The sequence below is a fragment of the Actinokineospora sp. UTMC 2448 genome, assembly GCF_024760565.1.
GTDB lineage: Bacteria > Actinomycetota > Actinomycetes > Mycobacteriales > Pseudonocardiaceae > Actinokineospora > Actinokineospora fastidiosa.
The window spans coordinates 2,501,399-2,514,779 of the sequence record NZ_CP031087.1 but is presented as its reverse complement, the minus strand read 5'-3'; the positions used below and the strand labels follow the sequence as shown (position 1 = coordinate 2,514,779).

Below are 13,381 nucleotides of genomic sequence, written 5' to 3'. Positions count from 1 at the left end.
CTTGGAGGATGAGATGGAGTTCGGTGTCTTCTCGGTCAGTGACATCACCACCGACCCCACGACGGGCCGCACGCCGTCGGAGGCGGAGCGGATCAAGGCGGTCCTGGCGATCGCGCGCAAGACCGAGGAGGTCGGGCTGGACGTCTTCGCCCTGGGCGAGCACCACAACCCGCCGTTCTTCTCGTCCTCCCCGACCACGACGCTGGCCTACATCGCCGCGCGGACCTCGCGCCTGCGCCTGTCGACGGCGACCACGCTGATCACCACCAACGACCCGGTGAAGATCGCCGAGGACTACGCGATGCTGCAGCACCTGGCCGACGGCCGGGTGGACCTGATGCTGGGCCGGGGCAACACCGGCCCGGTCTACCCCTGGTTCGGCCAGGACATCCGCAACGGCATCCCGCTGGCGATCGAGAACTACGCGCTGCTGCGCAAGCTGTGGGACGAGGACGTCGTCGACTGGTCCGGCAAGTTCCGCACGCCGCTGCAGAGCTTCACCTCGACGCCGCGGCCGCTGGACGGCGTCGCGCCGTTCGTGTGGCACGGCTCGATCCGGTCCCCGGAGATCGCCGAGCAGGCCGCGTACTACGGCGACGGCTTCTTCCACAACCACATCTTCTGGCCCCCGGAGCACACCCAGCGGATGGTCGAGTTCTACCGCCGCCGGTTCGAGCACTACGGCCACGGCTCGGCCGACCAGGCCATCGTCGGCCTGGGCGGACAGGTGTTCCTGCGCAAGAACAGCCAGGACGCCGTGCGGGAGTTCCGGCCGTACTTCGACAACGCGCCGGTCTACGGCCACGGCCCGTCGCTGGAGGAGTTCAGCCGGGAGACGCCGCTGACCGTCGGGAGCCCGCAGCAGGTCATCGAGCGGACGCTGGGCTTCCGCGATTACGTCGGCGACTACCAGCGGCAGCTGTTCCTCATCGACCACGCCGGGCTGCCGCTGAAGACGGTGCTCGAGCAGTTGGACCTGCTGGGCGAGGAGGTCGTGCCGGTGCTGCGCAAGGAGTTCGCCGCGCGCAGGCCCGCGCACGTCCCCGACGCCCCCACGCACGCCGCGCGCGTCGCGGCCAAGGGCGGGGCGAAGGACGCCACCGTGTACGCGGCGGCGGACGGCGTCACCGGGCAGGTCAACGGGCAGGTCACCGAGGAGGTCGAGGTCCGATGAGCACCCTCGCCGTAGTCAGCGCCGGGTTGAGCGTGCCCTCGTCCACCCGGCTGCTGGCCGACCGGCTCGCCGCCGCGACGGCCGCCGCCCTGCGCGAGCGGGGCGGCGACCCGGCCGTCGAGGTCGTCGAGCTGCGCGACCACGCCCGCGCCCTCGCCGACAACCTGGTGACGGGCTTCGCCACCGAGTCGCTGCGGGGCGCGATCGACGCGGTCGCCGGGGCCGACGGCGTCATCGCCGTCACCCCGGTGTTCTCCGCCTCCTACAGCGGCCTGTTCAAGACCTTCTTCGACGTGCTGGACAAGGAGACGCTGGTCGGCAAGCCCGTCCTGCTGGCCGCGACCGCGGGCACGGCCCGGCACTCGCTGGTGGTCGAGCACGCCATGCGGCCGCTGTTCGCCTACCTGCGCGCCATCGCCGTCCCCACCGGGGTCTTCGCGGCCCCGGAGGACTGGGGCGGCGACGGCGGCGTCGACCGGGCGCTGGCCACCCGGATCGACCGGGCGGCGGGCGAGCTGGCCGACCTCATGGCCGGTCGGCGGCAGGCGGCCCCGGACAAGGGGCTCGACGGGCCCTTCGGCGGCACGCCGTCGTTCGAGACGCTGCTGCGGGGCGGCTGAGGTCACGGCCGGGCCGCCCGGTCGATGAGGATGAGCGGGATCGTGGCCAAGGCCAGGATTCCGCCGATCCACGACACGGCGGTCACCGGGGCGCCCAGGTCGAGCGCCGTGGCGGCGAAGACCGGGGTGAGGCTGATGCCGAGCTGGAACGCGGAGACGGTGGTGGCGCCCGCGAGGGTCGGCGCGGCCGCGGCGATGGCGAACACCCGCCCGTAGAGGGCGGGATTGAGCACGAAGGCCGCGATCCCGAGCAGGAAGACGACCGGCACGACGACCACCGGGTGCTCGGCGAGCACCGCGAGGAGCGCGGAGAGGACCGCGACGCCGACCGCACCGCCGAGGAGCGCATGGTGCGGCCGCCGGTCGGCGACCCGCCCGCCGACCGACAGGCCGACGAACGCGCCGACCCCGAACAGCGCGAGCACGCCCGGAACCCACGCCTCCGCGATGCCGGTGACGTCGGCGAGGACCGCCGCGAGGTAGTTGAAGGAGATCATGTACGCGGCCGTGCTCAGGATCGTGGTCGCGTAGACGCCCCACAGGCGCGGCTTCCGCATCGTGGCGAGTTCCCCGGCAAGGCTCGGCGCGGCCGCGGGTCGCGTGGCGGGCAGCCCGAGCGCGCAGGCGACCGCGCCCGCGAGGGTCAGGACGACCACGCCCCAGAACCCGCCCCGCCAGTCCGTGAGGTGGCTGAGCAGCGTGCCCGCCGGGCCGCCCGCGACCATGGCGACGCTGAGCCCGCTGACGACCACCCCTGAGGCGCGGGCGTTGCGGTCGGGCGTGACCAGCCCGATGGCGGTCACCGCGGCCACGGCGAAGAACCCGGCGTAGGCGAGCCCGGACACGAACCGGGTGACCAGCAGCACCCAGTGATCAGCAACCAGCCCAACCGCCACGGCAACGGCGAAGACGAGCTGCGTGACCAGCAGCGTCGTACGCCGAGGCCACCCCAGACTAAGCACAGCGAACGGCGGCCCTCCAACGACGACCCCAAGCGCGAACGCGGTGATCAGCCAGCCCGCCGAGGATAGCGAAACACCAAGATCGCTGGCCACCGCGGGGAGGACGCCCGCCATCAGGAACTCAGCCGATCCCATCGCAAACAGGCTGAACGACAACAGATACACCCCCACCGGCAACCGCCCGCCAACCCGCACCCCACCGACAACCGCACTCACCGACCGACCCCTTCCCCATCCGAGCAACGACCCGCGACGCCGACCACACGCACCTTCGCCCCACCTGCCGCGAGCGCAACGCCGCACACCGAGCGGACACCCGCCATCAGAAACTCGGCGCTACCCACCGCAAACAGACCGAGGGGCAACAGATACACCCCCAGCGGCAACCGATTGCCAGCCCACACCTCGCCGACGACCACGCTCACCCACCGGCTACCTCGCCACCCCAACAACGGCCCGCCAACACCGACGACACACCCCTTCGCCCGGCCTGCCCGACGAGCAGCGCCCACCGGGCGGACACCCGCCATCAGAAACTCGGCACTGCGCAGCGCAAACAGACCGAGGGGCAACAGGTGCATCCCAACGGACACCCGGTTGCCAACCCGCACCTCGCCGACGACCGCACTCATCCACCGGCTCCTTCGCCACCCCAACGACGACCCGCCAACACCGACCACACACCCGCTCACCCCACCTGCCCGACGAGCAGCGCCCACCGGGCAGACACCCACCATCAAGAACCCGGCACTGCCCACCGCAAACAGGTTGTAGGACAACAGATACCCCCCATCCGGCCACCGCCCGGCGGCCTGCACCTCGCCGACGGCCGCGCTCATCGACCGGCTCCTTCGCCATCCGAGCAACGGCCTGCCACGTCGACCACACGCCACCTCGCCTCGCCTGCGCGACGAGCAGGCCACCGAGCGGACGTTCGGCGCGTGGACCAGACGCACCTCGGCTTCTCCTGCCCTGCCGGTGGCGTCGGTCCTCGCCGGGAGCAGCGATGGTCCGGGCGATCCGCTCCTCGCGGTGTGGGCTGGCGCTGTCGCGGCTCCGGCCGCGAGCCTGGACCCGGCGGCCGCGCCCGGAACTCCCCTGTCCCATGGGGAATCCATGGTCATCACCTCCGCCCGCAGCATCCGCAGTGTCGGGCGGTTCCGGCAAACGTTCTTGCCGAAATCGGGACAGGGTGGTGGACTGGGGCCCATGGAGGACCAGCCCACCGTCGCCGCTGCGATTGACCAGATCGCGCCCCGTCTGCGGCGTGCTCGCGAGAAGAAAGGGGTGACGCTGGCCGAACTCAGCCGCACCACCGGTATCTCCACCAGCACCCTGTCGCGGTTGGAGTCCGGGCAGCGCCGTCCGAGTCTTGAGTTGCTGTTGCCGATCACCGCCGCGCTCGGGCTGCGGCTCGACGAGATCGTGTCCGCGCCCCGGGTCGTGGATCCTCGGGTGCCGCAGACGTCGGCGCGGGTGGACGGTCGGGTGCTGATCCCGCTGACCCGCCAGCAGAGCGAGCCGCGCGCCTACAAGATGATCATCCCGCCCGAGGACGCCGAGCCCCGGCTGCGCACGCACGCCGGGTACGAATGGCTCTACGTGCTGCGCGGTCGGCTCCGGGTCATGCTGGGCGACCAGGACGTGGTGCTGGGTCCCGGCGAGGCCGCCGAGTTCGACTGCCGGACGCCGCACTGGTTCGGCGCCGCCGGGCGGGCGGACGTGGAGGTGCTCAGCCTCTTCGGCAAGCAGGGTGAGCGCATCCACGTCTGCGCCCGCACCAGGCGCGACCCCCGGGTCAGCGGCTGAACACGGTCCGGTCGATCGCCCGTTTGAGGATCTTGCCCGTCGGCCCCCTGGGGAGTTGGTCGACCACGGCCACCAGGTGCGGGACCTTGTAGGCCGACAGCCGTTCCTTCGCCCACGCGCGCAGGTCCTCGGTGGCGAGTTCGGCGCCCGGCCGCAGGGTGATGACCGCGGCCACCTCCTCGCCGTAGTGGTCGTCCGGCACGCTGACCACCGCGGCCTCGACGATGTCCGGATGCTGGTACAGCACCTCCTCGACCTCGCTCGGATAGACGTTGTAGCCGCCCCGGATCACCATGTCCTTCTTGCGGTCGACGATGCGCAGGTCGCCGTCGGGGTCCAGGGTCCCGAGGTCGCCCGTGCGGAGCCAGCCGTCGCGCAGGACCTCGGCGGTGGCGTCCGGGCGGTTCCAGTACCCCTTCATCACGACCGGCCCGCTGATGTGGACCTCGCCGACCTCGCCTGCCGGGAGGTCGCCCCCGCCCTCGTCCCGGATGGCGATGGCACAGCCCGGCAACGGAATGCCGACATGTCCAGGCTTGTAGGGCCTGCCGGGGTCCTGATAGGTCGCCGCCCCGCACGTCTCCGTCAGCCCGTACGCCTCCAGGATCGCGCACCCGAACCGCTCCTCGAAGGCGCGCATGACCTCCGCGGGCAGGGAGGCCCCGCCGGACGAGGCGTGGCGCAGTCCGGCGAACTCCCCGGCCCCGCCCGCCCCCGCGGCGTGCAGGAGCGCGTTCCACATGGTCGGCACCCCCGCGAGGAAGGTCGGTTCCGTCTCCCGCAGCAGCGACAGCATGGTCGCGGGGTCGAACCGCGCCAGCAGCGCCAGGCTCGCCCCGGCCTGCATCGCGACGTTCATGACGCACGCCTGCCCGTACACGTGGAACAGCGGCAGCGCGGTCGCGCCCCGGTCGGCGGCGGTGATGCCGTGGCTCGCGCGCAGGATCGCGCCGGACGCCTCCAGGTTGCCGTGGGTCAGCTGGGCGCCCTTCGGACGTCCGGTCGTGCCCGAGGTGTAGAGGATCGCGGCCGTGGTGTCCGCCGGGGTCGCGTGCGGTGCCTCGACCGCGTCGCCGCGGTCGAGGCCGAGCAGGCCGGGGACGAGCGGCAGGCACGGGACGCCCAGCGCCTCGGCCGCCCTCCCCGGCGCCTGCCCGACCCCGTCCCAGCTCAGGACGAGCACCACGCCCGCGTCCGCGCCGATGTGCTCCAACTCGGGCCCGGTCGACATCGTGTTCGCCGTGACCGCGATGCCGCCCGCGGCGTGGACGCCGTAGTACGCGCCGACGAACTCGGGCACGGACGGTGCCACCAGCAGCACGCGATCGCCCGGCCGCACGCCGACCTCGCGCAGGTGGCCCGCGACGGCGGCGACGCGGTCGCGCAGCTCCCGGTAGGTCCACACGTCGCCGCCCCCGAGGAGCGCGACGCGGTCGGGTGTGGCGCTCGCGTGCCGCCAGAGGGCTTCGGCTGTGTTCGGCATCCCGTCACCGGGGGGCCAGCGGCCGGAACGCGGGCGGCCGGTTCGCCAGGTAGCTCGCCACGCCCTCGGCCGCGTCCGGGTGCCGGAACGACTCGACCATCAGCCGGTCGGCCTCGGCGACCGCGTCGGCGAACTCCGAGTCCAGCGCGGCGCGGACCTGCTCCTTGATGATCCGCATCGACTCCGGCGAGCACAGCGTCGCCAGCTCGGTCGCGTAGTCCACGGCGGCGTCGAGCAGCGCGTCCGGCTCGACCACGCGGTCGACCAGGCCGAGCGCGCGCGCCTCCTCGCCGGTGACCACGCGACCGGACATCAGCAGGTCGAGCGCCGTGCTGATGCCGACGAGCCGGGGCAGCAGCCAGGCCATCCCGTACTCGGCGATCAGGCCGCGCCGGACGAACGCGGTGGTCAGCTTCGCCGTGGGCGTGGCGAACCGGATGTCGCAGTACAGGGCCTCCACCAGCCCGAGCCCGGCGGCCGCGCCGTTGATCGCGGCGATCAGCGGCTTGCGCACGGTCATCGGGAAGGTCCTCGGCCGGGGCCGCTCGACCGAGTCGATCTCGTCGGCGCCGATCCGCTGGAGGTCCGCCATGTCCGCGCCCGCGCAGAAGCCCCGGCCCGCGCCGGTCACCACGATCGCGCGGACCCCGGGATCGGCCTCGGCCTCGTCGAGGAGCGCGAAGTAGCGCCGTTCGAGCTCGTCGTTCCAGGCGTTGAGCCGGTCGGGCCGGTTCAGCGTCAGCACGAGCACCGGGCCGCGGCGGACCGCCAGCACGGTCTCGCCCTGCTTGGTTTCCTGCTTCATGGGGGTGATGCCTCTCTGATCAGACCGTGCGGACGCCGGGACGGGCGGGTGGACCGGGGACCGCGTGCGGGTCGGCGCGCACGGCGGCGGGGTTGGTCTCGGCCAGCACCCAGGCGCAGACGAGGGTGATGAGCCCCATGGCCGCGATGTACGCCGAGACGAGGGCCGTCGAGCCGGTCTCGGAGATGATCGCGGTCATGATGAACGGGGTGCCGCCGCTGACGGTGACCGACGCCAGCTGGTAGGCCAGCGACACCCCGGAGTAGCGGATGCCGGGCGCCAGCAGTTCGCCGATGTAGGCGGCCAGCGGGCCGTACGTCAGCGACTGGCCGAGCGACCCGACGGCCACGGCGACGGCGATGGCCGTCAGGGAGCCGGTGTCGACCAGCCAGAAGTACGGGAACGCCCACACCACGATCAGCGCGGCGCCCGCCAGCACCACCGGCCTGCGGCCGAAGCGGTCGGACAGCCTGCCCGCCCACAGCACCACGACGGCGCTCACCAGCGCGATCGGCAGCGAGATCGACAGTATGGCGTCGCGGCTCAGGTGCAGCGCCGTCGTGGCGTAGCTGACCACGCCCGCGATGCCGATGTAGAACAGCGCGTTGGTGCCCGCGAGCAGGCCCGCGGCGAGCAGGATCGTGCGCCAGTGGTTCCTGATCGCCTCCGACACCGGCGCCCGGACGACGTCGTCCTGGGACTTCCTGGCCGCGGCCAGCTCGCGGAACTCCCGCGAGTCCTCGACCTTGGCCTGGATGTAGAGCGCGACCGGGAACATCAGCGCGCTGGCCAGGAACGGGACGCGCCAGCCCCAGCTGAGGAACGCGGACTCCGACATGGTCCGCGCCACGACCAGGAACGCGGCGTTGCCGATGAAGACGCCGAACGAGACGCCCATCTGCCCGAAGGTGCCCGCGAAGCCCTTGCGCTTGGGCGATGCGGACTCGGTGAGCAGCAGGACGATGCCGCCCCACTGCGCCCCGCAGGCCACGCCCTGCACGAAGCGCAGGACCACCAGCAGGATCGGCGCGAGCACCCCGATCGTGCCCGCGCCGGGCAGGCAGCCGATGAGGAACGTGCCGAGCCCCATCGCGACCAGGGACGCGACCACGACCTTCTTGCGCCCGTGGCGGTCGCCGAGGTGCCCGGCGATCACGCCGCCGAGCGGGCGGGCCACGAAACCGGCCCAGAACGTGCTGAACGACAGCAGCACGCCGGTCATCGCCGACGCCTGCGGGAAGAACACGGCGGGGAAGACCAGCGCGGCGGCCGTCCCGTAGATGAAGAAGTCGTACCACTCGATCGAGCTGCCGATCAGGCCCGCGAACAGCATCCTGCGCTGTCCCGGCGTGCGCTTGCCCGCTTGCTCTCTCGTCGACTGCGTTGGCGGTGAGGTCATGACCGCTCCTTCGGAGGTCCTGGCGGACAGCGCCGGGGTGATGCCCGTCTTACTTGAATTCTGCGTCAAGTTCAAGTACCGGTCACGCGACGTCGAACAGGCCAGCCGCGCCCATGCCGCCCCCGACGCACATGGTGATCACGACGTGGCGGGCTCCCCTGCGCCTGCCCTCGATGAGCGCGTGGGCGACGAGCCGCGACCCGGTCATGCCGTACGGGTGGCCGACCGAGATGGCGCCGCCGTTGACGTTGAGCCGTTCGGGGTCGATGCCCAGCTGGTCGCGGCAGTGCACGGCCTGGGAGGCGAACGCCTCGTTGAGCTCCCAGAGGCCGATGTCGTCGACGGTCAGCCCGTGCTCCTTGAGCAGCCGCGGCACCGCGAACACCGGGCCCACGCCCATCTCGTCGGGTTCGCACCCGGCCACCGCCATGCCCCGGTAGACGCCGAGCGGCCGCAGCCCCCGCCGCTGCGCCTGGCCCGCCTCCATGAGCACCACGGCCGACGCCCCGTCGGAGAGCTGCGAGGAGTTCCCCGCCGTCACCGTCGACCTGGCCGTGACCTCGCCGTCGGGGAGGACCGTGCGCAGGGCGGCCAGGGTCTCGACGGTGGTCGACGGCCGGTTGCCCTCGTCCCGGGTGAGGACCACCTGCTCCTTGGCGACCTCGCCGGTCTCCTTGTCGACCACGGACCGGACGGCGGTCAGCGGCGCGATCTCCTCGTCGAACCGGCCCGCCGCCTGCGCCTCGGCGGTGCGCCGCTGGGAGAGCGCGGCGAACTCGTCCTGGCTCTCCCGGCTGACGCCGTAGCGCTCGGCGACGATCTCGGCGGTGTGCAGCATCGGCAGGTAGATCGCCGGTTTGTTGGCCACCAGCCACGGGTCGGACGCGCGGTGGAGGTTGAGGTGCTCGTTCTGCACCAGCGAGATCGACTCCACTCCCCCGGCGACGACGACGTCCATGCCGTCGTGGACGACCTGCTTGGCCGCGGTCGCGATCGCCATCAGCCCGGACGAGCACTGGCGGTCGATCGTCATCCCCGGGACGGTCGCGGGCAGCCCCGCGCGCAGCGCGGCCTGGCGGGCGACGTTCGGCCCCGACGACCCCTGTTGCAGCGCGCAGCCGAGGACCAGGTCCTCGATCTCGGCGCCGTCGAGCCCCGCCCGCTCCACCGCGTGCGCGATCGCGTGCGCGGCAAGGTGCTGGGCCTGGGTGTCGTTGAACGCGCCGCGGTAGGCCCGGCCGATCGGCGTGCGGGCGGTCGAGACGATGACCGCTTCCCTCATGGGTGTTCCCTTCCTCGTCGGCCCGCCGTCAGGCGGCGGGGCCGCCTGCGACGTAGATGACCTGCCCGGACACGAACCCGGCTCCGGGGCTGGCCAGGAACGCCGCGGCGTGGGCGATGTCCTCCGGCTGGCCCGCGCGACCGACCGGGATCCGCTCCACGGCGAGCTTCTTGAGCTCGTCGAAGTCGACGCCCATGCGCTCCGCGGTCGCGGCGGTCATGTCGGTCTCGATGAACCCGGGCGCGATCGCGTTCACGGTGACGCCGTAGCGGCCCAGCTCGATGGCCAGCGTCTTGGTGAAGCCCTGCAGGCCCGCCTTGGCCGCGGCGTAGTTCGCCTGGCCGCGGTTGCCCAGGGCCGACGTGCTCGACAGGTTCACGATCCGGCCGAAGCGCGCGTCGACCATGTGCCCCTGGACGGCCTTGGACATCAGGAACGCCCCGCGCAGGTGCACGGCCACGACCGCGTCCCAGTCCGCGACGTCCATTTTGAACAGCAGGTTGTCCCGGATGATGCCCGCGTTGTTGACCAGCACCGTCGGCGGGCCGAGCACCTCGGTCACCGTCCCGACGGCCCTGGCCACCGCTGCCTCGTCCGCGACGTCCGCGCCCACCGCGACCGCGCTTCCGCCCGCCCCGATGATCGCCGCGACGGTGGCGGCGCAGGCCTCCTCGGTCAGGTCGACGACGCCGACGGCCATGCCGTCGCAGGCGAGCCGCCGGGCGATCGCCGCGCCGATGCCGCGCGCTCCCCCGGTCACGATCGCGGTGGTCTTCCCTTGTCCCACAATGACTCCTCGTGCGAAATGGTGGAAATGTCAGAGGCCGGCGGCGTCGGCGACCTCGGTGGCCGAGTCGATCAGGGCATTGATCTGCTCGGCGGTCGCGGTCCCGGCAGCGGCGCGGTTCCTGGGGTCGTCGATGGCGCGGCGCAGGACGCCCTCGCCGATGATGGCGACCTTCCAGAGGCCGAGCGCGTGCCAGAACCCGAGGGCCGCCGGGTCCCGGCCGGTGTGGTCGAGGTAGCCGCTGGCGATCTCGTCGCGGTGCGGGAACCCGGGAAGCACGGAGGCCGACAGCTCGCCGCCGACGGCGTCGCCGGGCTCCGGCCAGTAGGCCAGCAGGGTGCCGAGATCGGCCAGCGGGTCGCCCAGCGTGCACAGCTCCCAGTCCAGGACCGCCGTCACCTCGCCGTCGGTCCCCGTGATCACGTTGCGCAGGTGGAAATCGCCGTGGACGAGCGTGGTCTCGCGCTGCGCCGGGATCGCGGCGCGAAGCCGCTCGGTCAACGCCTCCAGCGCGGGCAGCTCCCGTGTTCTGGACCTCTCCCACTGCCTCGACCACCGCGCGAGCTGGCGCTCGGCGTACGGGCGGCGGCTCGCCAGGTCGGCCAGGCCCGCCCGGTCGAGGTCGACGGCGTGGACGCGGGCGAGCGTCTCGCCGAGGGACAGCCCGATCGCGCGACGCCGGTGGAGGCTCAGCCCCATGGCGACCGCCGGGCTGTCGACCACGACGCCGTCGACGAACTCCATGAGCACCAGCGGCGCCCCGGCGTCGAGGAACACGCCGAGCACCCGGGGCGTCGGGACGTCGGTGTCCTCCAGCGCCGTCAGGATGCGCGCCTCGCGGACGACGTCGTGGGCGGAGGACAGCAAGCGCCCCAGCGGCGGCCTGCGTAGCACCCACCGCCGCCCTGCCCCGTCCGTGAGCCGGAACGTCAGGTTCGACTGGCCGAGCCCGATCCGCTCCACCCGCAGCTCGCCGGAGAACTCGACGCCGATGTCGGCCAGCCACGGCGCGAGCGCGGCGGGGTCGATGCCGAAGCCGCCCTCAGCCATCGCCCGCCGTCCGCGCCTTCATGGCGGTGGCGTCGCCGAGCAGCGCGCCGCCGTCGACCACCAGCGTCTCCCCGGTGATCCAGGAGGCCGCGTCCGAGGCCAGGAACGCGACCGATGCGGCCACGTCGTCGGGCTCGCCGATGCGCCCGAGCGCGAACACGGCGCTGAGCCGGTCCTCGTGGTCGCGCCACAGCTCCTCGGCCAGCCGCGTCCTGACGACCGCGGGCGCTACCGCGTTGACCCGCACGCGCGGCGACAGCTCCAGCGCCAGCTGCCTGGTCAGGTGGATCAGCGCGGCCTTCGTGGCGTTGTAGACGCCCAGACCCGGCTCGACCGTCATGCCGCCGACGGAGGCGACGTTCACGACCGAGCCGCCGTGCTCGCCCATCCACGCCCGCACCGCGGTCGCCGTCCACAGCAGCGGCCCCCACAGGTTGACGTCGACCGTCTTGGCGAAGCGGGCGTGGTCCTGGTCGACCAGCGGCCCGTGCGCCGGGTTGGTGCCCGCGTTGTTGACCAGGACGTCGAGCCCGCCGAAGCGCTCGACCGCGAACTCCACGCAGCGCCGCGCGGCGTCCTCGTCGGCCGCGTGCGCGGCGAAGCCCACCGCGGTCGCGCCCACCTGCGCGGCGGCGGCCTCGGCCGCCTCCGGCTTGCGGGAGGTCACCACGACGTTCGCCCCGGCGTCGGCGAGCCTGCGCGCCACGGCGAGCCCGATGCCGCGGGAGCCGCCCGTCACCACCGCCGTGCGGCCGGTGAAGTCCTGCACGGTCACGGGCGCGACCCCGTCCACGCGCTCGTCATGCCGGGCTCGCGGTGCTTGCGCAGCTCCCACAGCGCGATCGCGCGCTTGTGCACCTCGTCGGGGCCGTCGGCCAGGCGCAGCGTGCGGAGGTGGGCCCACGCGCTGGCGAGCGGGAAGTCGTCGGTGACCCCGCCGCCGCCGTGCACCTGGATCGCCCGGTCCACGATTCCCAGCGCCATCCTCGGCGCGGCGATCTTGATGGCGGCGATCTCGGTCCGCGCCTCCTTGTTGCCGACCGTGTCCATCATCCACGCGGCCTTGAGGGTCAGCAGCCTGGTCATCTCGATCTCGATGCGGGCCTCGGCGATCCAGTCCTGGATGTTGGCCCGCTCGCTCAGCGGCGCGCCGAAGGTCACCCGGGAGTCCGCGCGCTTGCACAGCATCTCCAACGCGCGCTCGGCCATGCCGATCGCGCGCATGCAGTGATGGATGCGACCAGGCCCGAGCCGCGCCTGGCTGATGGCGAAGCCCTCGCCCTCGCCTTTGAGCAGGTCCCGCGCGGGCACGCGCACGTCGGTGAACTCGATCTCGGCGTGACCCTCCCGGTCGGTGTAGCCGAACACCGGCAGGTTGCGGACGAGGCTGATCCCCGGCGCGTCGATCGGGACGACCATCATCGACTGCTGGCGGTGCGCGGGGGCGTCGGGATCGGTCTTGCCCATCACGATCAGCACGGCGCAGTTCTTGTGCATCGCGTTGGAGGCGAACCACTTGCGGCCGTTGAGCACGTACTCGTCGCCGTCGCGGTCCATGCGCAGCTGGATGTTGGTGGCGTCGGAGCTGGCCACGTCCGGCTCGGTCATGGCGAACGCGGAGCGGATCGTCCCGTCCAGCAGCGGCCGGAGGTACTTCTCCTTGTGCTCGTCGGTGCCGAACAGCGTGAGCACTTCCATGTTGCCGGTGTCGGGCGCCGAGCAGTTGCAGGCCTCCGGCGCCAAGTGGACGCTGCGGCCCATGATCTCGGCCAGCGGGGCGTACTCCAGGTTGGTCAGTCCCGGGCCCCACTCCGGGTGCGGGTGGAACAGGTTCCACAGCCCGCGGCGGCGCGCCTCGGCCTTCAGCTCCTCCATGACCGCCGGGTGGTGGTGCGGGTCGGCGGACTCCAGCATCTGCCGCTCGTAGACCGCCTCGGCGGGATACACCCACTCGTCCATGAAGTCCAGCAGGTCGGCCCGGTACCGCTTCGCGGCGTCGGACACGGGAAA

At 72.6% G+C, this 13,381-nt stretch carries 13 protein-coding genes; 3 read left to right on the top strand and 10 right to left on the bottom strand.

Going from position 1 to position 13,381, the window contains the following annotated elements:
* Window positions 1-13 precede the first annotated feature (13 nt).
* Both Actkin_RS11835 and Actkin_RS11830 read left to right on the top strand, forming a co-directional pair.
* Window positions 14-1,174 carry an LLM class flavin-dependent oxidoreductase gene (locus tag Actkin_RS11835; RefSeq protein ID WP_258907168.1) on the top strand — a complete coding sequence of 387 codons (1,161 nt, stop codon included), beginning with the start codon at window positions 14-16 and terminating at the stop codon, window positions 1,172-1,174.
* A complete protein-coding gene (locus tag Actkin_RS11830) occupies window positions 1,171-1,794 on the top strand; it encodes a CE1759 family FMN reductase (protein WP_189212650.1) in 624 nt (207 codons plus the stop codon). The genes Actkin_RS11835 and Actkin_RS11830 overlap by 4 nt, the downstream gene beginning before the upstream one ends.
* Window positions 1,795-1,796: 2 nt before the next feature.
* Here Actkin_RS11830 and Actkin_RS11825 read toward each other — a convergent pair whose 3' ends face one another.
* Together Actkin_RS11825 and Actkin_RS11820 are read right to left on the bottom strand one after the other, a co-directional pair.
* The gene (locus Actkin_RS11825; protein ID WP_396122958.1) at window positions 1,797-2,972 is read right to left on the bottom strand and encodes an MFS transporter; all 1,176 of its coding nucleotides are present in this window, start codon (window positions 2,970-2,972) and stop codon (window positions 1,797-1,799) included.
* Window positions 2,969-3,595 (bottom strand): hypothetical protein, encoded by a 627-nt coding sequence (locus tag Actkin_RS11820; RefSeq protein WP_258907167.1) that lies wholly within the window; start codon window positions 3,593-3,595, stop codon window positions 2,969-2,971. The genes Actkin_RS11825 and Actkin_RS11820 overlap by 4 nt, the downstream gene beginning before the upstream one ends.
* Window positions 3,596-3,965: 370 nt before the next feature.
* Here Actkin_RS11820 and Actkin_RS11815 point away from each other — a divergent pair, with 370 nt between their 5' ends.
* Window positions 3,966-4,565, top strand: coding sequence for a helix-turn-helix domain-containing protein (locus Actkin_RS11815; RefSeq protein ID WP_258907165.1), 600 nt, complete (start codon window positions 3,966-3,968; stop codon window positions 4,563-4,565).
* On the opposite strand, the gene Actkin_RS11810 is transcribed toward Actkin_RS11815, so the two are convergent.
* The 8 genes from Actkin_RS11810 to Actkin_RS11775 all read right to left on the bottom strand — a co-directional run bounded on the left by Actkin_RS11810 (window position 4,555) and on the right by Actkin_RS11775 (window position 13,330).
* Window positions 4,555-6,048, bottom strand: a complete 1,494-nt coding sequence (locus Actkin_RS11810; RefSeq protein WP_258907164.1) for a long-chain-fatty-acid--CoA ligase — start codon at window positions 6,046-6,048, stop codon at window positions 4,555-4,557. The genes Actkin_RS11815 and Actkin_RS11810 overlap by 11 nt on opposite strands.
* 4 nt (window positions 6,049-6,052) lie before the next feature.
* Window positions 6,053-6,853, bottom strand: coding sequence for an enoyl-CoA hydratase-related protein (locus Actkin_RS11805; RefSeq protein ID WP_258907163.1), 801 nt, complete (start codon window positions 6,851-6,853; stop codon window positions 6,053-6,055).
* Window positions 6,854-6,872: 19 nt separating this feature from the next.
* Window positions 6,873-8,252 (bottom strand): MFS transporter, encoded by a 1,380-nt coding sequence (locus Actkin_RS11800; RefSeq protein ID WP_258907161.1) that lies wholly within the window; start codon window positions 8,250-8,252, stop codon window positions 6,873-6,875.
* A gap of 82 nt (window positions 8,253-8,334) precedes the next feature.
* Window positions 8,335-9,534, bottom strand: a complete 1,200-nt coding sequence (locus tag Actkin_RS11795; protein ID WP_258907160.1) for an acetyl-CoA C-acyltransferase — start codon at window positions 9,532-9,534, stop codon at window positions 8,335-8,337.
* A 28-nt stretch (window positions 9,535-9,562) separates the two neighbouring features.
* Window positions 9,563-10,324: a 3-oxoacyl-ACP reductase FabG gene (gene fabG / locus Actkin_RS11790; protein ID WP_396122984.1), complete on the bottom strand. Its 762-nt coding sequence runs from the start codon at window positions 10,322-10,324 to the stop codon at window positions 9,563-9,565.
* A gap of 27 nt (window positions 10,325-10,351) precedes the next feature.
* The gene (locus Actkin_RS11785; RefSeq protein ID WP_258907158.1) at window positions 10,352-11,371 is read right to left on the bottom strand and encodes a phosphotransferase family protein; all 1,020 of its coding nucleotides are present in this window, start codon (window positions 11,369-11,371) and stop codon (window positions 10,352-10,354) included.
* Window positions 11,364-12,140: an SDR family oxidoreductase gene (locus Actkin_RS11780; RefSeq protein WP_373292440.1), complete on the bottom strand. Its 777-nt coding sequence runs from the start codon at window positions 12,138-12,140 to the stop codon at window positions 11,364-11,366. Before Actkin_RS11780 ends, Actkin_RS11785 begins: the two co-directional genes overlap by 8 nt.
* A 2-nt stretch (window positions 12,141-12,142) precedes the next feature.
* Window positions 12,143-13,330: an acyl-CoA dehydrogenase family protein gene (locus Actkin_RS11775; protein ID WP_396122983.1), complete on the bottom strand. Its 1,188-nt coding sequence runs from the start codon at window positions 13,328-13,330 to the stop codon at window positions 12,143-12,145.
* Window positions 13,331-13,381: the final 51 nt, after the last annotated feature.